This window comes from Deinococcus sedimenti, assembly GCF_014648135.1.
GTDB classification, from domain to species: Bacteria; Deinococcota; Deinococci; order Deinococcales; family Deinococcaceae; genus Deinococcus; species Deinococcus sedimenti.
Map to the genome: position 1 here is coordinate 562,752 of NZ_BMQN01000001.1, position 22,974 is coordinate 585,725.

26 protein-coding genes are annotated in these 22,974 nt (G+C 71.3%); 12 read left to right on the top strand and 14 right to left on the bottom strand.

The annotated features are described in order from the left end of the window. Positions 1-38: 38 nt before the first annotated feature. Positions 39-1,301: a hypothetical protein gene (locus IEY69_RS02775; protein WP_189071611.1), complete on the bottom strand. Its 1,263-nt coding sequence runs from the start codon at positions 1,299-1,301 to the stop codon at positions 39-41. Further along, positions 1,298-1,963: an ABC transporter ATP-binding protein gene (locus tag IEY69_RS02780; protein ID WP_189071612.1), complete on the bottom strand. Its 666-nt coding sequence runs from the start codon at positions 1,961-1,963 to the stop codon at positions 1,298-1,300. Before IEY69_RS02780 ends, IEY69_RS02775 begins: the two co-directional genes overlap by 4 nt. A 50-nt stretch (positions 1,964-2,013) precedes the next feature. Between IEY69_RS02780 and IEY69_RS02785 the strand changes: the two genes are divergently transcribed. Continuing rightward, positions 2,014-3,090 (top strand): endonuclease/exonuclease/phosphatase family protein, encoded by a 1,077-nt coding sequence (locus IEY69_RS02785; protein WP_189071613.1) that lies wholly within the window; start codon positions 2,014-2,016, stop codon positions 3,088-3,090. Between the two features lie 65 nt (positions 3,091-3,155). On the opposite strand, the gene IEY69_RS02790 is transcribed toward IEY69_RS02785, so the two are convergent. Beyond that, complete coding sequence (locus tag IEY69_RS02790; protein WP_189071614.1) at positions 3,156-3,575, bottom strand: hypothetical protein; 420 nt, start codon at positions 3,573-3,575, stop codon at positions 3,156-3,158. A 244-nt stretch (positions 3,576-3,819) separates the two neighbouring features. Here IEY69_RS02790 and recO point away from each other — a divergent pair, with 244 nt between their 5' ends. After that, complete coding sequence (recO, locus tag IEY69_RS02795) at positions 3,820-4,554, top strand: DNA repair protein RecO (RefSeq protein ID WP_058976403.1); 735 nt, start codon at positions 3,820-3,822, stop codon at positions 4,552-4,554. Positions 4,555-4,564: 10 nt separating this feature from the next. On the opposite strand, the gene IEY69_RS02800 is transcribed toward recO, so the two are convergent. Together IEY69_RS02800 and IEY69_RS02805 are read right to left on the bottom strand one after the other, a co-directional pair. After that, positions 4,565-5,278 (bottom strand): 16S rRNA (uracil(1498)-N(3))-methyltransferase, encoded by a 714-nt coding sequence (locus tag IEY69_RS02800; protein WP_189071615.1) that lies wholly within the window; start codon positions 5,276-5,278, stop codon positions 4,565-4,567. Then, positions 5,275-6,087, bottom strand: coding sequence for a 50S ribosomal protein L11 methyltransferase (locus IEY69_RS02805; protein ID WP_189071616.1), 813 nt, complete (start codon positions 6,085-6,087; stop codon positions 5,275-5,277). The genes IEY69_RS02800 and IEY69_RS02805 overlap by 4 nt, the downstream gene beginning before the upstream one ends. Before the next feature lie 79 nt (positions 6,088-6,166). On the opposite strand from IEY69_RS02805, the gene proC reads away from it, so the two are divergent. Then, complete coding sequence (proC, locus tag IEY69_RS02810) at positions 6,167-6,958, top strand: pyrroline-5-carboxylate reductase (protein WP_189071617.1); 792 nt, start codon at positions 6,167-6,169, stop codon at positions 6,956-6,958. A gap of 85 nt (positions 6,959-7,043) precedes the next feature. Here the strand turns inward: proC and bshC are convergent, their stop codons facing one another. Both bshC and IEY69_RS02820 read right to left on the bottom strand, forming a co-directional pair. Then, positions 7,044-8,600, bottom strand: a complete 1,557-nt coding sequence (gene bshC, locus IEY69_RS02815; protein WP_189071618.1) for a bacillithiol biosynthesis cysteine-adding enzyme BshC — start codon at positions 8,598-8,600, stop codon at positions 7,044-7,046. 160 nt (positions 8,601-8,760) lie between these two features. After that, a complete protein-coding gene (locus tag IEY69_RS02820; protein ID WP_189071619.1) occupies positions 8,761-9,435 on the bottom strand; it encodes a Crp/Fnr family transcriptional regulator in 675 nt (224 codons plus the stop codon). A gap of 104 nt (positions 9,436-9,539) precedes the next feature. On the opposite strand from IEY69_RS02820, the gene IEY69_RS02825 reads away from it, so the two are divergent. Next, complete coding sequence (locus tag IEY69_RS02825; protein ID WP_189071620.1) at positions 9,540-10,289, top strand: WecB/TagA/CpsF family glycosyltransferase; 750 nt, start codon at positions 9,540-9,542, stop codon at positions 10,287-10,289. A 71-nt stretch (positions 10,290-10,360) separates the two neighbouring features. On the opposite strand, the gene IEY69_RS02830 is transcribed toward IEY69_RS02825, so the two are convergent. From IEY69_RS02830 to IEY69_RS21660, 7 genes are all read right to left on the bottom strand, one after another. After that, positions 10,361-12,424, bottom strand: a complete 2,064-nt coding sequence (locus IEY69_RS02830; protein WP_229783575.1) for a peptidoglycan D,D-transpeptidase FtsI family protein — start codon at positions 12,422-12,424, stop codon at positions 10,361-10,363. Continuing rightward, positions 12,421-12,957, bottom strand: coding sequence for a rod shape-determining protein MreD (gene mreD / locus IEY69_RS02835; protein WP_229783576.1), 537 nt, complete (start codon positions 12,955-12,957; stop codon positions 12,421-12,423). Before mreD ends, IEY69_RS02830 begins: the two co-directional genes overlap by 4 nt. Continuing rightward, complete coding sequence (locus IEY69_RS02840) at positions 12,954-13,736, bottom strand: rod shape-determining protein MreC (RefSeq protein WP_229783578.1); 783 nt, start codon at positions 13,734-13,736, stop codon at positions 12,954-12,956. The genes mreD and IEY69_RS02840 overlap by 4 nt, the downstream gene beginning before the upstream one ends. Further along, positions 13,733-14,350, bottom strand: coding sequence for a Maf family nucleotide pyrophosphatase (locus IEY69_RS02845; protein WP_373290972.1), 618 nt, complete (start codon positions 14,348-14,350; stop codon positions 13,733-13,735). Before IEY69_RS02845 ends, IEY69_RS02840 begins: the two co-directional genes overlap by 4 nt. Continuing rightward, positions 14,351-15,028: a deoxyribose-phosphate aldolase gene (gene deoC / locus IEY69_RS02850; RefSeq protein WP_189071621.1), complete on the bottom strand. Its 678-nt coding sequence runs from the start codon at positions 15,026-15,028 to the stop codon at positions 14,351-14,353. A 172-nt stretch (positions 15,029-15,200) separates the two neighbouring features. Further along, positions 15,201-15,698: a hypothetical protein gene (locus IEY69_RS02855; RefSeq protein ID WP_189071622.1), complete on the bottom strand. Its 498-nt coding sequence runs from the start codon at positions 15,696-15,698 to the stop codon at positions 15,201-15,203. 233 nt (positions 15,699-15,931) lie between these two features. Next, a complete protein-coding gene (locus IEY69_RS21660; RefSeq protein ID WP_229783579.1) occupies positions 15,932-16,222 on the bottom strand; it encodes a hypothetical protein in 291 nt (96 codons plus the stop codon). 240 nt (positions 16,223-16,462) lie between these two features. Between IEY69_RS21660 and IEY69_RS02865 the strand changes: the two genes are divergently transcribed. The 8 genes from IEY69_RS02865 to IEY69_RS02900 all read left to right on the top strand — a co-directional run bounded on the left by IEY69_RS02865 (position 16,463) and on the right by IEY69_RS02900 (position 22,942). Next, positions 16,463-16,948 carry a DUF4442 domain-containing protein gene (locus IEY69_RS02865; protein WP_189071623.1) on the top strand — a complete coding sequence of 162 codons (486 nt, stop codon included), beginning with the start codon at positions 16,463-16,465 and terminating at the stop codon, positions 16,946-16,948. Positions 16,949-17,067: 119 nt separating this feature from the next. Further along, entirely contained in the window at positions 17,068-17,487 is a 420-nt protein-coding gene (gene mce / locus IEY69_RS02870) for a methylmalonyl-CoA epimerase (RefSeq protein ID WP_189071624.1), read from the top strand. Then, on the top strand, positions 17,484-17,861 hold the full coding sequence (locus IEY69_RS02875) for a VanZ family protein (RefSeq protein ID WP_373290974.1): 378 nt from the start codon (positions 17,484-17,486) through the stop codon (positions 17,859-17,861). Before mce ends, IEY69_RS02875 begins: the two co-directional genes overlap by 4 nt. A gap of 54 nt (positions 17,862-17,915) precedes the next feature. Then, positions 17,916-18,860 carry an AAA family ATPase gene (locus tag IEY69_RS02880; protein ID WP_189071625.1) on the top strand — a complete coding sequence of 315 codons (945 nt, stop codon included), beginning with the start codon at positions 17,916-17,918 and terminating at the stop codon, positions 18,858-18,860. Further along, entirely contained in the window at positions 18,860-21,712 is a 2,853-nt protein-coding gene (locus IEY69_RS02885; RefSeq protein WP_189071626.1) for a transglutaminaseTgpA domain-containing protein, read from the top strand. The genes IEY69_RS02880 and IEY69_RS02885 overlap by 1 nt, the downstream gene beginning before the upstream one ends. Positions 21,713-21,731: 19 nt before the next feature. Next, a complete protein-coding gene (locus IEY69_RS02890; protein WP_189071627.1) occupies positions 21,732-22,226 on the top strand; it encodes a hypothetical protein in 495 nt (164 codons plus the stop codon). 1 nt (position 22,227) lies between these two features. Further along, positions 22,228-22,641, top strand: coding sequence for a hypothetical protein (locus IEY69_RS02895; protein ID WP_189071628.1), 414 nt, complete (start codon positions 22,228-22,230; stop codon positions 22,639-22,641). 1 nt (position 22,642) lies between these two features. Then, complete coding sequence (locus IEY69_RS02900) at positions 22,643-22,942, top strand: hypothetical protein (RefSeq protein ID WP_189071629.1); 300 nt, start codon at positions 22,643-22,645, stop codon at positions 22,940-22,942. Positions 22,943-22,974 lie beyond the last annotated feature (32 nt).

Consider the following 22,974-nt stretch of genomic DNA (forward strand, 5'->3'; position numbering starts at 1 on the left):
CGGCACTCTAGCCCCGGCGGCGGCCCCACATGCCCCGGTCAGCCGACCAGCGTCACCCAGCCCAGCGCCAGCAGGGCCAGCGGTGCCAGTCCCGCCACTCCGAAGCCCCCCAGCAGCGCCCCGACCACCCCCGGCGCGAGGGCCGCCGCGGACGAAAATTGACCCGCCAGTGCCGGGTCTCCCACCGACTCGCCCAGCGCCGAGCGCACCCCCAGTGCCGCCCACGGCGTCAGGAGCGCCGACAGCAGGACGGGCAACCCGCCGCCCGCCAGCAACGCGCCCAGCAGCGCGGCCCCGCCCAGCGTGAGCGCCGCCGGGAGGTGCCCCGCCAGCCGCGCCCGGCGGCCCGGCAACGGCGCGAACGGCAGCTGAGTCGGCGTCCGCAGACCCAGCGCCGGGACCAGCAGCAGACCCGCCAAGACCGGATGCCCCAGCGCCGCCCCCACCCCGGCCAGCGCCGCGCCCAGCACGCCCGCCAGCAGCCGAGAACGACGGCGCGTGAGCTGCAGCGCACCCCGCCACCATACCGCCCCCAGCGGAGACGCGCGGCGTAGGGTGGGTGCCCAGCGACGCGGCGGCTGCCGCCCATCGGCGTCCACCTCCGGCACGGGCAGCCCGAACCGGCGCGCCCCGGCCCGCACCGCCTCCACCTCCAGTTGCACGAGCAGGCGCGGAGGCAGATCGTCCGCGAGCGTCCGCGCCCACTGCCACCCGGCCCCCAGCAGGGCCAGCGCGGCCCCCACCGGCAGCAGGGCCGGGTGCAGCAGGCCCAGCAGCGGCAGCGCGGCCAGCGCCGTGACCGGCCACCCAGACCACCCGGCCAGTCGCCGGACGTGCCGCGCGGCGTGCAGCATCCGCCCGCCTGCCCCCAGCCACGGCAGGCTCAGCGCCAGCGGCCACAGCGGCGCACTCCAGGCCAGCAGGACCACACACAGCACCAGTCCGAGCAGCGTGCCGGGCCACAGGGCGCGGGCCAGCGCCGGAGCCAGCGTCCACGCCGGACGGACCGGACCCCGCAGCGCCGCCCACTCCAGCCCGCGCGGACTCAGCCCGGGCCGCGATCCCGTCAGGCCCAGCAGCAGCCACCCGCACGCCAGCGCCACCGGCAGCGCCCATGGCACGCCCACCGGCGCAGGCGGCAGCATGGGCCACACGCTGAGTGCCGCGACGCCCGCGCAGCCCAGCAGGAACGCCAGCATCAGCGGCACGCCGCCCAGCCGCCACGCGCCCCACGTCCACGCCAGGTCCCGCCGCGCCGACCGCCACCACCAGACCAGCCACGCACGGTCGGCGGGGGTCACGCGGGCTCCAGCGTCACGCGGCGGACCGGCAGCCCCGCGAGTTCCTCGCCGTGCGTCGTGACGATCAGCACCCCACCCGCCGCCGACCGCGCCTGGATCGCGTCCAGCAGCGCCGCGCGCGAGGTGGTGTCCAGCGTCCCGAACGGTTCGTCCAGCAGCGTCAGCGCGCAGCCCAGCCCCAGCGCGCCGCTCAGCGCGACCTTCTGCCGCGTGCCGCGCGACAGCTCGGCAGGCCACGCGTCCAGCCAGCGCGACAACCCCAGCGATGCCGCCAGGGCCAGCAGCGGCGCCGCCGGTCGGGACCACAGCGCCGCCAGGAACGCCAGGCCCTCCGCGACCGTCAGGTCGTCCGGCAGGGCCGCGTCCGTCGGCACCCACGCCGTGTCCGCCCGCGCGCCCCGCGAGCCCGGCGCGCCGCCCAGCACCCGCACCTCGCCCCCCGGTCGTTCCCCGGCCAGGACGCGCAGCAGGGTCGTCTTGCCCGCCCCGTTCGGCCCGCACAGGTGCAGCACCTCGCCCGGCTGCACGTACAGTTCCGGAACGCGCGCGAGGGGCCGCCCCGCGACCTCCAGCGTGAACGGCGGGGCGGCGAGGATCGGCGGAGTAGTGAGGGACATCGCGCCCAGGTACGACCCCACGCCGCTGCCCGTTCCAGACGGCACCCCCGGCCGCCTGTTGAACCCGGTGCAGGGTGCCGTATCCTGCACGCACCATGAACCGAATCCTGACGCGGTGGCTGCCGCGCCTCCTGGCTGGCGTGATCGTCCTCGTTGCCGTCCTGGCGGGCGTCGTGTACGCCCTGACCGACCACCCGAAACCCGTTCAGGCCGCCGACCTGACCTGCCCCGCCACGGCCCCGACCCTGAAGGCCGGGCAGGACGTGCGCGTCATGAACTGGAACGTGCAGTACCTCGCCGGGCGCGGGTACGTGTTCTTCTACGACACCCTCGCCGGGGACGGCCCCGACACCCGCCCCAGCCCCCAGAACATCGCCCGCACGCTCGACGAGGTCACCGCGGCCATCCGCCAGGAAAATCCCGACCTCGTCTTACTGCAGGAAGTCGACCGGGACAGCCGACGCACCGACTACGCCGACCAGCTGGCCCTGATCCAGGCGAAACTGAACGGCGCGTACCCCTGCTCGGCCACCACGTACTACCACCGCGCGACGTTCGTGCCGCACCCCAGCATCATGGGCAGGGTGGGCCTGAGCCTGTCCACGCTCAGCCGGTACCGCATGGACAGCGCCACCCGCTACCAGCTACCGCGCATCTGCGGGGACCCCGTCACGGTCGCGTTCAACTTCAAACGCGCCGTGCTGGGCGTGACCCTGCCCGTGCAGGGCGGCCAGCCCCTGAGTGCCTTCAACACCCACATGGACGCCTTCGCGCAGGGCTGCGACACCATGAGCAATCAGGTGGCGTTCATCGGTGACCTGCTCGGCCGCACGAGCGCCCCCTGGGTGATCGGCGGGGACTTCAACCTGCTGGGCACCCGCGCCGCGTACGACCGCCTGCGCGACCGTGAGAAGGCGTACTTCAACCCCGACACCGAACTCGCCCCCCTGACCGCCAAGTACGCGTCGTTCCCCAGCCCCGCGCAGATCGACAGCGGCAACCCCGCGTTCATCACCCACTACCCCAACGACCCCGCCGTCGGCAAACCCGACCGGACCATCGACTACTACTTCTACTCGCCGGGCCTGAACCACACCGCCGAACGCGTCCGGCAGGACGACCCCAAGATCAGCGACCACTACGCGCTGCTGACCACCCTCACCCTGCCCTGACCGCAGATCAGTCAAGGGGGCGGAGGTCGTGCACACCTCCGCCCCCGCTTTTCAGAGCGCGGCGTTCAGTGGTCGTCCGGGCCGTGCGGCTCGATGGGGAAGATGCGGTCCGCGAACGCCTCCAGCCCCCGCGCGCCCGCCCGGCCCTGACACGCCTCCGTGGGCGTGCACAGCGTCACGTACCGCGTCCGTCGCGCTGCGATCGTCACCCGGTACATCAACGCCTCCGAGCGACTGCGGGTGTAATGGCACAGGTCACAGTGCAGCGCGTTCTTCCCCTTCGGGTCGATCGGCGTGAACTCCGCCAGCTGATCCCCGTGCACCAGCGCCAGCCGCCCATCCGCGACCGGGTACAGCCCCAGCGTGGGCGGCGCGCCCGAATCCCGCTCGCCGAACAGTTCACGGTGCGTCTCGGGGAACAGTTCCCGCAGCAGGTCCTGCACGCTGTGCGCCTGCTCGCGGGCCTTGCGGTGCGGGTCATTCATGAGAGGCAGTGTAGGGCCACCCGCCGCGCCCGATGGTGGAAAGAGGCACAGCCCCGACGCGCACTCCAGCGCTATTCTCTGAAACAGTGATGCGGATTCCGTCTGTTCCGTCGGCCACCCGGAAAGTCACCGGGTGGCCCACTCCACGCCCGGAACCCGCTCTGCTCCTTCTCTGCGCTGCAGCTCTACGAGTCGCCTCCGCTCGGATGGAACGGTTCTGGCAAACCATTCCATCGGAGTCCGTATGAGGTCCCGAACCGCCAACCGCAGTGGCATCGTCATCCGGCGGCGCGTGACGCCCGCCGGGGACATCCTCGTCACGCTCCTGACCCCCCAGGGCAAACTCAAGGCCGTCGCGCGCGGCGGCGTGCGCGGGCCCCTGTCCAGCCGCCTGAACCTCTTCCATCACGTCGGCATGCAGGTGTACCAGGGACCGCAGAACGACCTCGCCAGCGTGCAGCAGGCCGTGCTGGAAGGCGCGCTGCCCACGCTGGCGCAGCCCGAACGGTATGCCTTCGCGCACCTGCTCGCCGAGTTCGCCGAGGCGCTGTACCAGGAAGGGGAATTCAGCGAGCAGGCCTTCGAGCTGTTCGCGGGCGCCCTGCGCGGCGTCGCCCACCAGCCGGACCCGGAATGGGTGGCGCTCGTCATGAGCTACAAACTCCTGGCCCTGGCGGGGTTCATCCCGCAGACGGCCCGCTGCGCCCGCTGCGCGCAGGACCACCCCACGCACCCCGACCCGCTCGGCGGCCAGCTCCTGTGCGGCAGTTGCGCGGCGCTGCCCGCCTACCCGGACCCCAGCCTGGACTTCCTGCGGAACGTCGCCCGCCGCACCGTCCGCGCCAGCATGGACGCCCCCCTGCCCGCCGAGCAGCGCCCCGCGCTGTGGCGCGCCCTGGAACGCTTCGTGACCGTGCAGATCGGCAGCGTCCACTCCTGGCGGCAACTCGTGCCCACCGGTACGGCCCTCAGCGCGTAGGGGAGAGGACCTACAGCCCCAGCGCGGCGATGGCCCCCAGCAGCGCCACCGGGGCCGTCTCCGCGCGGAGGATGCGCGGGCCGAGCGTGACGGCGTGCGCGCCGCCCTGCACGAGCGTCTGCACCTCGGCGTCGGTCAGGCCGCCTTCCGGGCCGGTGATGATCGTGACCGGGGCGTCCCAGGTGACGACGTCCGACACGCGGACCGCCGAGCCGGGCTGCGCGACGAGCGTCAGGCCGCCCGGCTGGAAGCGGGCCAGCGGCACCGGGGCCAGGACGGGGGGGACGACGGCGCGGCGGGACTGCTTCGCGGCCTCCTGCGCGACGCGGTTCAGGCGCACGAGTTTCTGGTCGCCGATCTCGCGGACGTCCGCGCGGGCGGTCACGAGCAGCTGGATCTGCGCGGCCCCCAGTTCGGTCGCCGCGCGCACCACGTCGGACAGTTTGTCGGCCTTCAGGAGCGCCACCGCGACGGTCAGGGGCCAGGGCGTCTCGGCGGCTCCCTCAATGGCGTCGCCCAGGTTCAGCACGGCGCGCACCTCGTTCAGTTCGGCGATCTCGGCCAGGGCCTCCGCGCCGCGCCCGTCGAACACGCGCACGGTGTCGCCCGCGTTCAGGCGCAGGACATGCAGGTGCCTCGCCTCGCCCGGCCCGAGGATCATCGTGTCCGTCAGGGCGTCCACCCGCAGGCGGTGCCGGGGCAGCCTCAAAGGGGCGTCGGTCATTCGCCCGCGCGGGCGGTCACGAGCGCCCACTCGCCATCCGTGCGGACCTGCACGTCCGTGAACCCCTCGCGGTCCAGCGCGCCTTGCACCAGCGGCAGCTTCCCGGTCAGGATCCCGGTCAGGATCAGCGGCCCGCCGGGGCGCAGGTGTCCCACGTACGCCCCGACCAGCAGGTCGTGCAGTTCCGCGTACAGGTTCGCCACGAGCACGTCGAACACCCCGTCCGCGACCACGTCACCCGGCAGGTCGTCGCCCAGCGTACCCACCATGAACGCCGTCCGGCCCTCCGGCACCGCGTTGTCCCGCGCGTTCTCCTCGGCAATCGGGATGGTGATCGGGTCGATGTCCACGCCCAGCGCGTACTCCGCGCCCAGCAGCGCCCCCGCGATCGCCAGCACTCCACTCCCGGTCCCGACGTCCAGGATGGTCTGCCCGTTCAGGTTCAGGTCCGACAGGGCCTCCACCGCCATGCGGGTCGTCGCGTGGTGCCCCGTCCCGAAGGCCATGCCCGGCTCGATGACCAGTCCCACCTGCGTAGCGGGAATCTCGGCGCGCAGCCACGGCGGCACGATCGTCACGCGGCCCGCCTGCACCGGGCGCAGGTTCGCCTTGAACTCCGCCAGCCAGTCCTGATCCGCCTCCTGCCGCCACTCGCCGTCCCGAATGGCGTCGGGCAGCTCGGTCTCCTCGTCGAAGTACGCGCGGATCAGCCCGGCGCGTTCCTCCAGACCGGTCGCCCCGGCCTCCCACAGCAGGTCGAGGTGATCCTCGCGCGTCTCGAACGTTCCCGGAAGGTGATACACCAGCATCCATCCAGTGTACCCGCGTGCCCCGCACGTCTGCACGCCGGGCCCGCCCCGCGCGGGGACCGCACCTATACTGGCGCGCATGAAGCTCGCGATCGTCGGCGTCGGCAAACTCGGACTGGCCCTGCTGGAGGGCGTCACCGCCCAGGGCGTCCTGCCCCCCGCAGAGATCGGCCTGCTCGACGCGAACGCCGCCCGCGCGCAGGACATCGCCGCCCGCACCGGCGCCCGCGTCATCACGCAGGCGGACCTGGGCCGCGCCGAACGCATCCTGATCAGCCTGCAACCCCGCGTGTTCCCCGAAGCGGCCGAGTGGCTCGCGCAGCCCAACGCCGGGTACATCAGCACCATGGCCGGTGTGTCCGTCGCCGCCCTGACGCGCCGCCTGGGCACCAAGCGCGTCGTGCGGGTCATGCCGAACCTCGCCGCGACCATCGGCCACAGCCAGACCGCCATCACCGGCCCCAGGGAAGCCGGGGACGCCGGGGACCTCGCGTTCGCACACCAGCTGTTCGACGCGGTCGGCGACGCGTACGACCTCCCCGAACACCTGTTCAACGCCTTCACCGGCATGAGCGCCAGCGGTCCCGCCTACGTCGCCGTCGTCGCCGAGGCCCTCGCGGACGGCGGCGTCCGCATGGGCCTCCCGCGCCCCCTCGCGAACGAACTCGCCGCGAAACTCCTGATCGCCACCGGCGAACTCGTCCAGCGCCGCGCCCACCCCGCCCTCCTGAAGGACGAGGTCGCCAGCCCCGGCGGCACCACCATCGCCGGACTCGCCGCCCTCGAAGCCGCCGGCGTGCGCGGCGGCCTCATCGAAGCGGTCGTGCAGGCCACCCGGCGCGGCACCGAACTCGGCAAAGACCAGGACTGAACGCTGCTGTCAAAGGGTCAATGGGTCAAAGGGTCTAAGTGGATGGCCTCCCTTAGACCCTTCGACTGTTAGACCCTTGACCCCGTCAGGGAATGTCGAGTTCGCCCTGCCATCCGGCGGGGAGGTTCAGGAGTTGCTTCAGGGGCGTGTCGCCGTGTTTGAGGAGGTACGTGAGGAAGTTCATCTCGCGTTCCTGCGGGGTGCCGTTGGGGAGGAGATGGGCTTTCAGGCGCGTGAGCTGGCCGCTGCGGTCGTTCTCGGCGCGGGCGAGGGCCTGCGTGGCGAGGCGTTGCAGGTGCGCGACGCGGGCGACGGTGCGGGTGCGGGTGCGCGCGGCGGCGCCGATCAGGGTGGGGTCGAGGTCCGCGATCTCAGCGGTGAGGGCGTCCAGGCGGGTGGTCAGGTCGTCCAGTCGCGCGGTGGTGACGGCCCCGGCGTGGCGTTCGGCGGCCAGGGCGCGGCCCAGCACGCCGTCGGGGTCCGCCTGGACCTGCGCGGCGGTGGCGTTCAGTCGCTTCAGCAGGCGCGTGACGTTCGGTTCGCGCCACGTGACGCTCAGGCGGGGCCACAGCAGCGGCTGCCGCAGGCCGTGCAGGGGGTACACGTCCCGCAGTTGAGCGCCGTACGCGATCTCGCCGGGGCCGACGACGAACGCCAGGGTGGGCAGCAGGGCGTCCTGCACGGCGGGGCGCAGGCCAGCGGCAGGGGTCAGGCGGGTGGGGTTGGCATCCAGCAGCGCGAGTAGGTCCGCGCGGGTGTACCGGCGGGTGGCCGTGACGAACGCCTGCCCGTCCACGCGCAGCAGGCGGCGCTGCCCGTCGTCCTCCTCGATGAAGAGGTTCGTGGCGCCGTCCGGGCGGCGCAGCTGCGGCTCGAACCCGTCGGCGATCAGCCGTGCGGCAGCCGCCTCGATGGCCAGCGAGGACGCCAGCGGGTCGTCCAGTTCCCGCGCGAGGGTCGGGGCCATCAATCGCGCCAGGGCCGGGTGCATCGGGTCAAGGACCAGCAGGCCCGCGCCGCCCAGCAGCCCGTGGATCAGCCGGGCGAACACGTCGGCGTAACTGCCGCCCACCTGCGCGGCCCGGTCGAAGCGGGCGCGGACGGCAGCGACGTGCTCGGCCGGGGCGTCGAAGGCGTCCAGCAGCGCGTGCACCTGCGCCGTCCACTCGGGCCGCCAGGGCACGCGGCCCACCGGAACGCCCTCCGGGACATCCAGGGTCAGGCGCAGCAGGCGTTCGCTGGCGTCCAGCAGGGACGTGCCCGCCACCTCGGCGGCGTCGTGGTCCTGGCTGGCGATCCAGTACACCGCGACGATCGGGGCGTCCTCGGTGTCCAGCTGCCGTGCCAGCAGCGCCGCGTCCGCGCCCTTGTGCACGGAGTAGGCCGGGCCGGTCAGGGCGCCCGCCTGCTGCCCGGTCACGACCACGCGGGACGCCGGGTGCGCCAGCCGCGTCAGCGTGGCCTCCACGGTGGGGGTCAGGGTGCCCAGGTCGCGGTGGTAGGCGCGCAGCGCGTCCGCGAGGGCCACGCGGTCGATGTCGGGCCGGGTCTCGCCCAGCGCGGTCTCCAGCGCCCCTGCGGGCAGACGCACGTAGTCCAGCAGCCCACCGTTCCTGTATTCCGCCCCTGCGTTTCGCGCCATTCCCCTTCCTTCCCGGTGCCCGCCGCTCGTGTCGGCCCGGCCCGATGCCGCGCGTGTGGCGGGCTCACCTGTTCTGGCTGAGTTCACCCATGAACACCGCAGCGGACGTCACACTACACCAGAACCTAAAGCGGAACCCAGCCTGCGCGGACACGGCCGCTCAGCGCAGCGGCTCCTGAGTCGCCCGTTCCAGCCCCGCGCGGTCCGTCAGGATGATCCGCCGGTACCCCAGGTCCAGCAGCCCCCGCGACCGGAAATCCCCCAGCAGCTTCGTGATCGTCTCGCGGGTGCTGCCCACCACGTGCGCCAGATCCTGATGCGACACCCGGTCCCGCAGGGCCAGCGACCCGCCCTCCGGCCAGGGCCCCTCCCGCTCGGCGAGGTTCAGCAGGGCCAGCGCCAGCCGCTGGGACACCTCCAGGAACACCAGTCCCGACAGGCGCTCCTGCACGCCGCGCGTCTGGCGCGTGATCTGCTCGGTCAGGCCCACCGCCACGGCCGGTTGCGCCTGCGTCAGTCGGGTCAGGGCGTCCCGGCCCAGCAGCAGCGCCTCGGTGTCGTCCATCGCCTCGGCGTACATGCCGCAGCGTTCGCCCGGCAGCAGCGCCGCCGCGCCCAGCAGCGATCCCGCACCGTGCACGTCCAGCGTCACCTCACGCGCGCCCGATCCCAGGCGGTACAGGCGCACCGACCCACGCAGCAGCACGAACAGGGTTTCCGCGGCGTCCTCCGGGTGGAACAGCAGCTCGCCCCGGCCCCAGCGCCCCACGCGCCCCGCGGCCGTCACCTGCGCCTGCACGTCCGCAGGAAGGGCACCGAAAGCACCGGGTAACATGCCACGCAGTATGCCCCACACGGGCCGGATGCGCGCAAGCCCCCGCCTGCCCATCCTTCGGAGGACGCGCCGCCGGACAGGGGTGCATTACAATTCACGCCAGCATGACCACCCCCACTCCACGCCAGCGCCTCACGCTGTTCGACCTGCCGCTGGACGTCGTGACGCTCGACGAGACCCTGGACCGCCTGGGCGACCTGATCTACCGCCAGCCCCGCGCGCCGCACACCGTCGTGACCCTGAACCCCGAGTTCATCGTGCAGTCCCGCACCCAGCCGGACTTCGTGAACGCCATGCAGGTCGCCGACCTCGTCACCGCCGACGGCGTCGGGATCGTCTGGGCCGCGCGGCAACTGACGAACACCGAGGTGCCCCGCGCGCCCGGCTTCGACATCGTCCAGGGCCTCATGCAGCGGCACGGCGCGGACCTGCGCGTGTTCTTCCTGGGTGCCAAGCCCGGCGTGGCCGAAGTCGCCGCGCAGAACGCCGCCCGCGACTACGGCATCCAGGTCGCCGGGGTCCACCACGGCTACTTCGACCTGCCCGAGGACCAGCGCGTCGCGGAACTCGTGCGCGACAGCGGCGCTGACCTGCTGCTGACCGCCATGGGCGCCGGCCGTCAGGAGACCTTCAACCAGTACTGGCGGCAGGTCATCAACACGCCCGTCATGATCGGCTGCGGCGGCGTCATCGACGTGCTGGCCGGAAACGCCGACCTCGCCCCCGCCTGGACGCGCCGCCTGGGCGTCGAGTGGATCTGGCGCGTCGGCCTGGACCGCAAACGCTGGAACCGCGCGCCAAGGCTCGCACAGTTCGTCCGCATGGTGCGCGCCGAGAAGAAACGCCTCAAATAACGCCAACCGACATGGTGGGGGAGGTGCGGGAATGACTCCATGCACCTCCCCCTCTTGTGTCCTGGCGGGTGTCAGGGCGTCTGAACGTCGGGCCTGGCCTTCGCCCGTTCCGCGCGGACCTTGTACACCTGATGCATCTGCTCGAGCTCACCTGTGCAGGGCTGCTGCTCTGCCAGCGGCTTCGCGCTCAGCTGCTCGTCCAGCGTGACGCACCACCGCGCCGCGAACATCCGCTTCGCCGCCCGCAGCGCGGGTCCCGATCCTTCGCCACCGAACTGGAAGAATGTCACCACCGCGAAGGTCGGCGTGCCGTCCTTCCCGATCGGTCCGTACCCCTCGTACCACGCGTGCGTGTACGCGTACCCCTGCCGGGAACTCGTGCCGTTCTCCGCCGTGCCGGTCTTGCCCCCTGTCCGCACCGGGAAGCGGTCCGGGCCGATCTCATGCTGCGCGGTGCCGTACCGGGTTCCGGCGGTGGTGCCGCTCATGCCATCCTTCACGAACTTGAACGCGTCCACCTTACCGTTGTACACGACGCTCGTGGCGGGCTTCAGCGGCTGCCGTTCGCCACCCACGCTGCGCAGCACGGTCAACGGGCGCTGCTGCCCGTCGTTCACGATGGTACTCATCACCCATGCCACCTGCGCGGGCGTGACCTGCACGCTCCCCTGACCGATACTCATGTTCAGGGCGTACCCGGGATACCAGGGATCCTGCGCCGTGCGGTAATCGTCCGGGCTGCGCATCTCGCCCAGCTTCTCCCCGACGATCTCTAGCCCGGTGGGGCGCAGGTACCCCAGCTCCTTCATGCGCTGCACCAGCGTCCGCCCATACCGCTCCGGGCCGGCCGTCGCGGCTGAATGGTAGTACCACGGATTACACGAGTACGAGATCGCCAGCTTCCCGTCCACCGTGCCCAGGGGGAATCCTGCCCAGTTCTTGCGGGGCGCCCGCCCGAAGTAATAGACCGGATTGCACGCCAACGAGAAGTTCCCCCAGCGTTCCTCCTGCATGAGGGTCGTGGCGATCTTGAACACGCTGCCCGGCGCGTACGCCTGCACCACCCGGTTCGCCGTCACGGCGTCCAGTGCGGCCAGCGGCCGGTTCGGGTCGATCGCCCAGTTCTTCGCCTTCGGGTCCGGCCCGGGCACCCGCGAGAACCAGTTGGGATCGTACGTGGGGGCGCTCGCCAGGGCCAGCACCTCGTTCGTGCGGGGGTCCAGCGCGATCACCGCGCCCCGCGCGTACGGCTCGGGCGCTTTGCCGTGCTTGGCGCGGCCCCGGTTCACGTCCGCCAGTCCCTCGCGCAGCGCCTGCTCAGCCGTGCGTTGCAGGAGCGAGTCGATGGACAGCACCACGTCCTTGCCCTTCACGCCCGGGTCGATCACCCGTTCCGTCTGCGGTTTCCCGGCGGCCGTCACCTCGCGGCGGCGCAGGCCGTTCTCGCCTTCCAGGGTCTTCTGGAGGCTGTACTCCAGCCCGGAGCGGCCCACCAGGTCCCCCTGCGTGTACCCGTCCTCCTTGATCTGCGTGTCGGACGCTTCCTGCACGTACCCCAGCAGGTGCGCGGCCATCTTGCCCTGCGGGTACACCCGTTCGACCCGCTCGCGCAGCTCCAGGCTGGGGACCAGCACCGTGTACTCGTACAGAGCCGCCAGCCGCTCCTGCGAGACGTTGCGCGCCAGGATCGTCGCCGGTTCCCGCTCGTAGTCCGGTTCGCGCGGCTGACCGTTCACCAGTACGTCCCCCCCAATCCCTGCGAGGTACACGATCTTGTCCCACCCGGGAATGGGCTTCTCGCGGTCGGACTTCCGGAGGCGGCCGGTATACACGAGGTCCACCGCGAGGCGGTTCGTGGCGAGCAGCACGCCGTCCTGCGTGCGGATCTCGCCGCGCAGGGCGCGCAGCACCTCGTCCCGCTGGTAGTTGCTGGCCGAGCGGACCGCGAACTGATCGTGCAGCGACACCTGCAGGTAGTACAGCCGCGCGCCCAGCAGCGCCAGCGCCACCGTGAACCCCAGCGCCATCTGATGCACCCGCGCCGCCCCACGCGCCGGGCGTGCCGACGAGACGCCCCCCCCGGCGCGGCGACGGACCCGCTCCCGGCGTTCCCACAGGCGGTCGGCGCGGCTCACGACAGCTGCTCCTCGACCGTCACGCGCGGCCCGAACGCCCACGCGACCAGCCGCTCCCACACCGGCGCGATTACGAAGGAGCCCACGAACACCAGCGGCGGCGTCACGCGCAACGTCTCCGGCGTGACCAGCGGCTCACGCAACCAGTACGTCAGGAACAGGAACACCAGCCACTGCCCCACCACGCCCAGCAGCACACCCAGCAGCGCCTGCAGCAGACCCGAATCCGACAGGTACCGCCGCGCCCACACGACTAGCAGCGCCGCGCCCGACAGGCCCGCCGCGTGCAGGCCCAGCATTCCGCCGCCCAGCACGTCCTGCATGAACCCCAGCCCGTACGCGGCCAGCAGCGCCCCCACCGGCGACAACCGCGCCGCGAGCCCCACCGCCGTCAGCAGGAACAGGTCCGGGGCCGGCACACCCACCGGATCCAGCAGCCGCGACAGCAGCCCCTGAGCGGCAATCAGGACCAGCAGGTACGCGATCAGCTGCGCCCAGCGCACATGGCCGCGCCGAGCGACCGGGCGGATCACAGGCCCTCCAGAATCGTCACGTCTTCCACCACACCTACATCCACGGCGGGCTTCACGATTACCGTGCGGCTGATGTCATTCGGTCCCATCGGCAGCACCTCCTCCACGCGCCCCACCGGAATCCCGACCGGGAACACGCCCCCCTGACTGTTCGTCACGAGCACGTCCCCCACCTTGATGGGAACACCCCGCGAGAACTCCGCCCGCAAGCGGTCCGGCGGCGTGCCGTGCGCCACGCCCCGCCCCCCACGGTTCCCCTGCAGCGTCACGCCCACCGCACTCTCCGGATCGACCAGCGCGAGCACCGTGGACTGACCGGGCGCGACATCCACCACCTGCCCTACCAATCCCGCCGGGACCGTCACGGGCATGTGCACCCGTACGCCGTCCCGCGAACCGCGATTCAGTTCCAGCCGCGCCTGAAGGGGGCTGGGGTCCACGCCGATCACCTGCGCGAGCGCCAGCGCGTTCGGCGCCTGCGTCGTCGTGATGACCAGCACCTGCTTGAGCCGCCCGACCTCACGCGACAGCAGTTCCGTCCGCTGCTTCAGAAGGTCGTTCTCCTTCTGCAACGCCTTCACCTGCGCCGCCTGATCCCGGTCCTGCAGGAGCGTCACGTACGCCCGGCGCACGTTGTCCGCCGCCGTCACCGACAGGCGCGTGACCGGCGCCACCCCGGCCCGCAACGCGACCGGCGCGACCACCTGAAAGCGCGTCAGGACCATGCTGACAAACAGCAGGCCCGCGAACACACCCAGAATCAACCGCCAGCCCTTCACTCGGCCCCGGCCCCCAGCGTGCCCCACACGGGCACCCCCGCCCCGCGCAGCAGGCGCGTCACGACACTCAGCGGGAAGCCCACGACGTTCGAGTACTCACCCTCCAGCCGCTCCACGAGCGCCATGCCCAGCCCCTGAATGCCGTACCCGCCCGCCTTGTCCAGCCCCTCGCCGGACGCCGCGTAGAACGCGATCTCCTGCGGCAGAAGGGTGCGGAACGTGACCGCCGTGCGCGCCACCTCCACCATCTCCGATCCGCCTGACAGCACCGCGACGCCCGTATACACCTCGTGCGTGCGGCCCGACAGGCGACGCAGGAACACCTCGTTCTCGTGCGCGGACTCCGGCTTGCCCAGCAACGCCGCGCCCGCCGCGACCACGGTATCTGCCGCGATCACCACAGACCCCTGCGCCGTGCGCGCCACCGCGCGGCCCTTCAGCAGCGCCAGTTCCGCCGCCAGCCGCGCCGGGTCCGCCTCGCGGCTGTCCTCCGGCTCGCCACTGACCTGCACGGTGAACGGCACGCCCAGCCCGGTCAGCAGTTCCCGCCGACGCGGACTGCCCGACGCGAGCACCACCGGCACGCCCGGCGTGCCAGTTTCAACGGGGGTCACTCAGTACCCCTCGCCCATCCGCTCGCCCGCCACCAGCGCCACGCCACCCGACGTGCCCAGGCGCGACGCCCCGGCCTCAATCATGGCCCGCGCGTCATCCGGCGTACGCACGCCACCCGCCGCCTTGATCTGCACGCGCTCCTGCGCGCCCAGCCCCGCGATCACCTCAGCCATCAGACGCACGTCGTCCAGCGTCGCGCCGCCCGTGCCGAAGCCCGTGCTCGTTTTCACGAAGTCCGCCCCGGCCCGCACCACCGCCGCCGTCGCCTCCCGCTTCTGCTCATCGGTCAGGAAGCACGTCTCGATGATCACCTTCAGCACCGCGTCCGGAATCGCACGGCGCACCGCGCGCACATCCGCCTCCACCGCCTCCCATTCATTCGCCAGCGCCGCGCCGATGTGAATCACCATATCCACCTCGTCCGCACCCGCCTCCACACTCAGCCGCGCCTCCACCGCCTTCTGCTCGCTGCTCACCGCACCCAGCGGAAACCCACACACGGTCGCCACCTTCACGTCCGACCCCGCCAGTTCCGCCTTCGCCAGCGGAATGAACACCGGATTCAGGCACACCGCGAAGAACGAATTTTCACGCGCCTCGGCGCACAATTTCACGATGTCCGCGCGGGTGGCGGTGGGCTTCAGGAGGGTATGGTCAATGAACGAAGACAGCTTCACGCCCCCCAGAATACCCCCCCCAGCCTAAGAAAGATTGACCCGAAAGGAGGAGAGGGGACGGTGGAGACCAACTGCGAGAAGTTGAGGCAGGCGCGGACTGGCTATTTTCGTTGCCAAAGCAAAGAATCCACCGTGTGGCGGACTCTTTGGGGGTAAAGTTACCCGAAAAGAACTAACCTTCGTCGTTTTTAAGTTGTTCGATTAATTCTTCTTGACTGGCTTTAAAGTAATATCCCCACCAGGAATCACTTAGGTTATCATAGTTTCCAAATCCACCTGGATCGATTCCGTATAGTTCTTCAATAATTCCGCTAGCACGTCCTTCGTGAATTCTTCCATAGATTAGTTCCCTATAAAGCATTAAGAATTCTAAAAATTTGCCAATATTAGAATTGATCTTCCAGACAGGAGTGTCAAGAGCTGGATCATATACGTAGACTCCTTCATCGAATTTATCTATGTATATATAAATACCATGTTGACCACCTATGCTAAGTCCAAGCCTAAACAGCTCTGGGCGATGGATGTTAAAATGGGAAAGTGATGGGGTCGACTCCCAAGAGAGTCTAGAAGGCAGTCCGATATCACATAGGTATTTATCTGTGCTTGGCGAGAACTCAACATCACAATACTTCTCAAGATAGGGTTGCCAATATTCCTGAGCATTCATTTGTATCACCTATCGCAGGCAGAGAAAGCCCATGCTAACGCATTTTGGAAAGCTGATTTTGCGCCTTCTCGAGAAGCTGCACGGGCAGCAAAACTGCCGCCTTTATCATATGCGATGTAGTAATCCACAGGTACGCCCTTAGGAAGCTTTGAAGCGAGTTCCGTGCTACAGTTGCCATATGTGCAGGGGCTCAATTCTGAATAAACAGAAGTTACCCTTTTAAGAAGCTCTTTTTATTGAAGATCCCGCAAGCCAATTTGTTCTGCGTGATTAATTCCTAGCGGAACACCGGGCTTACTCACATAGATCAAAGGTTTTTGCTGACCTTCTGTGAAGAAGACTGCAAGATTGCGATTCGGATTTGCCCCAATACCAAGTCTATTTCGTTCCATTATCGCCCACTGACTAGCGCCAGTTCCGTATGGAACGGGGCCAGTGCTTCCTGCATAACCCTGGTTATGCACCAACCACCCGTCATTCCCCACGTAGTAAGTATGGGCCTCACTGACGGTGAGGTTGAACATCTCGCGCGTCTGCTACACGGTGGTGACGTTCGCGACCAGGCCGGTGGTGCCGTCGGCCTGCTTGATCCTATCGCCAATCTTCAGGTGCCTCGCGCCCACCCAGTTCGGGCTCAGGTTGCTTTGGTCTTCCGGCGCGGGTGTGAGTTGAGCATCCGTGTGGGAGGGGTGCCGTGTGCCCTCCCCTCTGCTTATACTTGAACTCAGTTCAATTTCTGAGTTCTCTCTCTGGAGGTTTCACCCATGACCCAAGCTGCCACCCTGCCCGCTTTCGCCGCCGCCGCTGTGAAGAAGGCCCTGCATGACATTCCCATGAACGCCACGGTCGGCGTGCAGATCACGGACGTGGGCGTGGGCTGGGCGACCGGGGAGGCGCCGGATACCGCGCCGTTCCGCAACCACCTGGGCACCATTCACGCGGGCGTGCAGTTCCTGCTGGCCGAGGCGGTGAGTGGCGCGGCGTTCGCGGGGGCGTTCGCGGCGCAGCTGGTGGGCGCGGTGCCGCTGATCGAGAAGTTGGAGACGCACTACGTGAACCGCGCCGTGGGTGACCTGACCGCGCGGGCGGAGGCGGCGGACGCGGCGCAGGTCGCGGCGGCCCACGCGGAGTTCGCGGCGGATGGCCGCGCGCGACTGGTCATCAACGTGACCGTGCAGGATGGTGAGGGCAAGGACGTGATGCGCGCCGTCGCGCACTGGTACCTCCGCGCCCGCCCGCAGGCGAAGTGATCGGGGAGTGGTGAGAAGGAAGTGGTGAGTGGACCGTGGCCTGCCTCCGATCCACTCCCCACTTCCCACTCCCTCCTGACCACCTCCCGCGCGCCGCGCAGTTGCTCTACCCTGCTCTCATGACTGTGTTGCTGCTGGATCACGTGGCGATCGCGACTCCTGATCTGGAGGCGGGTTCCGCGCCGTACGTGGCGCTGGGCCTGCACCCGGAGGGGCCGGATGAGGTGGTGGAGGGTCAGGGCGTGCGCGTCCGGGCGTTCCAGGTGGGGGAAACCCTGATCGAGCTGCTGATGCCCACGCGGGAGGACAGTCCGATCGCGGGGTTCCTGGCGCGCAAGGGGCCGGGGCTGCATCACACGGCGTACCGCGTGGCGGACCTGGACGCCGAGATGGCGCGCCTGCGTGCGGATGGGGCGCGGTTTCTGAGTGACACGCCTGCGCCGGGCCGGGCGGGGTCGCGCGTGGCGTTCCTGCACCCGAAGTGGGGCGAGGGGACCCTGATCGAACTCGTGGAGCACCCGCAGGGTGGGCACGCTTGAGCGTCCGCCGGGCGAGGCCGTTGTGGTGGGTGCCGTCCCTGGTGATCATGGGGGTGATCTGGTGGCTGAGCAGCGCGCCGCAGACGCCGGGGCCGTCGCTGGAGCACCCGAAGGACTGGATCGCGCATTTCGTGGCGTACCTGTCGCTGGCGTTCTGTCTGGGCCGCGCGACGGGGCGGCGGGGGCTGGCGCTGGTGCTCGCCGCGTGGTTCGGCGCGCTGGACGAGGTGCATCAGTCGTTCGTGCCGCCGCGTGAGGCGGGCGTGCAGGACTGGCTGTTCGACGTGGCGGGCGCGTACGTGGGCGTGCGGCTCGCGGTGCGCCGCGCCCCAGAGGCGGTGCCCCGGGGGGACGGGGTGGTTCATCCGGCGTGAAGCTCGCGTGGGCCGTCGCAGTTCTGTCAGGGTTGACCCGGTAGGCTCGGGGTCATGACCGCACCGATCCTTCCGCCCGCGCACGCCAGTCACGTGGCGGCGCTGCACGCGGCCCTCACGCAGCTGGACGGGGTGATTCTCGGAAAGGGCCCGCAGATCCGGCTGGCGGTCGCGTGCCTGCTCGCGCGCGGGCACCTGCTCATCGAGGACCAGCCCGGCGTGGGCAAGACGACGCTGGCGCAGGCCCTGGCGCGCACGTGCGGGCTGCACTTCCGCCGGGTGCAGTTCACAGCGGACCTCCTCCCGGCCGACCTGACGGGCGTGAGCGTCTGGGACGCCCCCAGCAGCGCGTTCCGCTTCGTGGAGGGGCCGGTGTTCAGCGAGCTGCTCCTCGCAGACGAGATCAACCGCGCCACGCCCCGCACGCAGGGCGCCCTGCTGGAAGCCATGGAGGAACGGCAGGTCTCCGAGGGCGGCGTGACCCGGCCCCTGCCGGAGCCGTTCTTCGTGATCGCCACGCAGAACCCGGCGGCGTTCGTGGGCACCAGCCCACTGCCGGAAGCGCAGCTGGACCGGTTCCTGATGACCGTCACGCTGGGGTACCCGGACCCGCGCGCCGAGCGGCAGCTGCTGGAGACGGGGGGACGCAGCGCCACGGTCCGCGACCTGCCGCCCGTGCTGAACGCCGCCACGCTGATCGCCATGCAGGCCGAGGTGGATGCCGTGCACGCGGCGGGCCCGCTGCTGGACTACCTGCAGCTGCTGGCCCGCGCGACCCGTGACCACCCGGCGCTGAGTGCCGGGCTCAGTCCGCGCGGCCTGCTGGCCCTGCTGGCGGGTGCGCGCGCCTGGGCGTACCTGCACGGCCGGGCCATGGTGCTGCCCGAGGACGTGCAGGCCGTGTTCGGGCCGCTGGCCGCTCACCGCCTGACCGCCCGCGCGGGCGCCAGCGTGCCGGACGTGATCGCGCGGCTGCTGCGCGACACCCCCATTCCCTGATGAGCGCCCCGCGCGAACCCCGCACGGCGCTGCAGGCGTGGCCGACCGGCTTCGGCGGCGCGTTCCTGCTGCTGATCCTGCTGACATTGATTGGCTGCGTGAACTACGCGCTGAGCCTCGGGTACGGTCTGACGTTCCTGCTTGCCGGCGTGTGGGTGCTGTCCGCCGCGCAGGCCCTGCGTGCGGCACGCGAACTGACCGTGACCGTGCAGGTACCCGGACCGGTCGAGGCGGGACAGGACTTGCCCGTCACCCTGCGCGCCCGTGGGGGGCGGGGCGGTGTGCTGCGCGTCACCCTCGCATCCACGCAGGGTGGGGCCGCCGGGAGCGTTGCCCTGGACGGCAGCGGTGAACTGACCCTGGCGCTGCCCACCCGCACGCGCGGCCCGCTGGACGTCACGGTCGCCCTGCGCGCCCTGGACCGCCTGGGCCTGTGGCACGTGAACCTCCCCAGCCCGGATCCGCTGACCGTCCTGGTGCATCCCGCCCCGGAGGAGCCCGCGCCGCCGCCCCCCACCCGCACGCGCCCCGGGCAGGGCGAGGGTGCAGGCCGCGCGCCCGGCGACGAGGAATTCGCGGGGCTCAGACCATACCAGTCCGGGGATTCGCCGCGGCAGGTGTCGTGGCGGCACGTGGCCCGCACCGGCCAGTTGCTGACCCGCGAGACGGACGCCGCGCAGGGCAGCGCCCGGCACCTCGACTGGACCGACACCACCGGCGACCCGGAGTCGCGCGTCTCCCGCCTGAGTGCCTGGGTGCACGCCCTGACCGCACGCGGCGAGGCCTACGCCCTGCACCTGCCCACCGAGCAGGTCCCGCTCGGCGCGGGAGAGGCGCAGCGGCAGGCGGCCCTGAACGCCCTGGCGCTGCAGCCCCCCCTGCCCCCGCCCGCCCCGCCGCTGAAGGTGGCCGCCGCCCCACTGAGCGGCCCGGCGCTGCTGTGGACGCTGCTGGCCCTGACGGTCACCCTCGCGCCGGGGGTTATGCGGCAGCCGTGGTGGCTGAGCGTCCTGATCGCCGCCTTGCTGGGGCATTCGCTGCTGCGCGCCCGGTCCGCGCGGGTCACGCCACTGCCCACGTGGCTGCTGGCGCTGCTGGCCGTCGCGGGCGGCGCGGCCCTGAACGCCACGTACGGCACGCTGCTGGGCCGCGACGCGGGCACCGCGTTCCTGGCCCTGCTGGCCGCGCTGAAAACCGCCGAGAGTCACGCCCGGCGCGACCAGGCGGTCCTGACACTGCTGGGGCTGTTCGTGACCAGCACCGGGTTCTTCTTCAGCCAGGGTCCGGTCACGGCCCTGTACACGCTGCTGTGCGCCGCGCTGCTGCTCACGGCCGCCACCACCCGCCTCGGCACCCCGCCCCCCCTGACCCGCGCCGAGCTGGGCGCACGCCTGCGCCGCACGGGCCGCCTGCTGGCACTGGCCGCCCCGCTGACCCTGGCGCTGTTCGTGCTGTTCCCCCGCCCGGACGGCCCGCTGTGGCAGCTGCCCGTGCAGGGGCAGAACCTGACCGGCCTTAGCAGCGAGGTCAGCGCCGGGACGTTCACGAACCTCGCGCAGAACCCGGCCGTGGCCTTCCGCGCGGACTTCCGCGGCCCGGTCCCGCCGCCCGCAGAGCGCTACTGGCGCGGCCCGGTCCTCGAGAACTTCGACGGGGTCACGTGGCGGCAGGTGCGCGGCAACGCCCCCATGCCCAGCGTGGAGGCGACCGGGGAACCCCTCACGTACGACCTGACCCTGGAACCCAGCGGGACGCCCTGGCTGCTCGCGCTGGACGCCGTGGTCCGCGTCCCGCAGGGGTCCGTGATCACGGGCGCCTTTCAGGCCGCCACCTTCCGGCCGGTCGCCACGCGCCGCCGCGTGACGCTGGTCAGCCAGCCCGCCCTGCTGGGCCGCCGGGAGAGTCAGGACCGCCTGCGCTTCGACACGCTGCTGCCCCGCGGTCAGAACCCGCGCACCCTGGCCCTCGCGCAGCCGTGGCAGGCCCTCCCGCCCGCCGCACGCGTGCAGGCGGCGCTGGACCACCTGCGGCAGGGGGGCTTCACGTACACCCTGAGCCCCCCGCTGCTGCCCGAGGAGAACCGCACGGACGCGTTCCTGTTCCGCAGCCGTCAGGGATTCTGCGAGCACTACGCCAGTGCCTTCGCGGTCCTGATGCGCGCCGCCGGCCTGAGCGCCCGCGTCGTCACCGGGTACCTGGGCGGCGAACTGAACCCCGACGGGAACTACCTGATCGTCCGGCAGCAGGACGCGCACGCCTGGACGGAAGTCTGGCTGCCCGGCCAGGGCTGGGTGCGGGTGGACCCCACCGCCGTCATCGCCCCGGCCCGCGTGAACACGGACCTGCGCACCGCCCTGACCCGGCCGACCGCGAGTGTCGCCCAGTCCAGGGGCACCCTGGACCGCCTGCGGCTGCGGCTGGACGCCTGGCAGAACCGCTGGAACTCCGTGGTCGTCGAATACGACGGCGAGCAGCAGACGGCGCTCCTGTCGCGGCTGGGCGTGCAGGGCGGCGCGCAGACCCTGTGGTGGCTGGTCGTGCCCGCCCTGATCCTGACGCTGCTGCCCGCGTACGCCTGGGCGCGCCGCGCCGCGCGGCCCACCGATCCGGCGCAGCGGCTGTGGCAGGACCTGACCCGCAGCCTGGGGGCCAGCCTGCACCCCGGCGAGACGCCCGGCGCGTTCACGCAGCGGCAGGCCGAACTGCACCCGCACCTCGCGCCGCTGCTGAGCGAGGCGGCGCGCGCCTACCACGCGGCCCGGTACGCGCCCGGTTCACCCGACGCGGCCCTGCGGGACCTGCGCGCGGCCGTGAAGGCGGTGCGGGGCATGCGTCACCGCGCGCGGCGTTGACCTCACGTAGCATGAGAGGGTGAATGTCCTGAAAGCGGTCCTGTCCGCCATTGCCGGGTGTGCCGCCGCCCTGATCGCGTACAGCGCCTTCTACGTGCGCGGCGACCTGGGCGGCGTCATGAGCTACCTGCGCGCCCGGGGCGCGCTACGCCGCCTGCGCGACGGCGGCACCCCCGAGCAGATCAGCGCCGCGCAGGCGCAGCTTCACGCGCTGGGGCAGCAGGTGGGCGACCCGGTCCTCGCCGGGCAGCTGATCCCGCTGGCCCTGCTGATCGGCACGCTGATCGCCGCCCTGGTCTGGTGGACGTTCACGCGCCGCCAGCAGGGCGCGCCCCGCACCGACATCCAGGAGCGCATGGTCTACCGCCTCGCGCACCGCCTGGGCGGCCGCTTCACCCTGGAGGACCTGAGCACCCGCAGTCCCCTGACCGACGAGCAGGCCCGCGCCGTCACCGCCCGCCTGCTGGACCTGGGCCGGCTGACCCGCGACGGCGACACTTACCGGCTGAACTGACATGGACGACCCCGCCACCCTGTCGGCCCTGCTGAGCCGCGTGAACCACGACCCCCAGGAGGGACTCCAGGCGGCCCTGGACGCCGTGGACGGTCAGCCGCACCCGCGCGTCGCGGGCATCGCCGCGCACCTGACCGCTACCAAACGCGACCTTTGGACCCGCATCGCCCGCGCCACCGGCACGCCCGCACCCCCCGACGACGCGGGCCTGCACACCCTGCTGCACTGGGAGGCAGCCGCCGCCGCCGCGCTGAGCGCCGCGCACCTGACCGTCACCGTGCCGCCCACCGATCCCGGCACCGCCGGCGGGGAACCCCCCATGACGGTCGCCGCGCTGCTGCGCCTGAACGCCGCCCTGACCACCGGGCGCGCCGCGCAGATCCGCCGACTGGGCCAGCAGCCGCGCCTCGCCTGACATGCCCCGCGAACGCCCGTTCCTCACCGACGCCGCCCCCGAGGGCACGCGGGGCAGCGGGGCGGTCCCGGACGCCCTGTTCGACCTCGCAGTGAACCGCGCGGCGGCCGCGCTGCGCGGCCTGCGCCCCGCCCGGCCCGACGCGGCGCTGGCCGCGTGGCACGCCCGCACCCGCTTCGCCCGCCGCGTGCCGCTGGACGCCGTGCAGGCCGCGCTGGCCCTGCATCCCGGTCAGGGCGAGGTGCACTGGGCGGGCGGCCCGGGAGGCGGCTGGCAGCCGGGCCGGGCGCCGTTTCCCTGACAGCAGCATTCAGGAGTATTGAGGGTCACCTT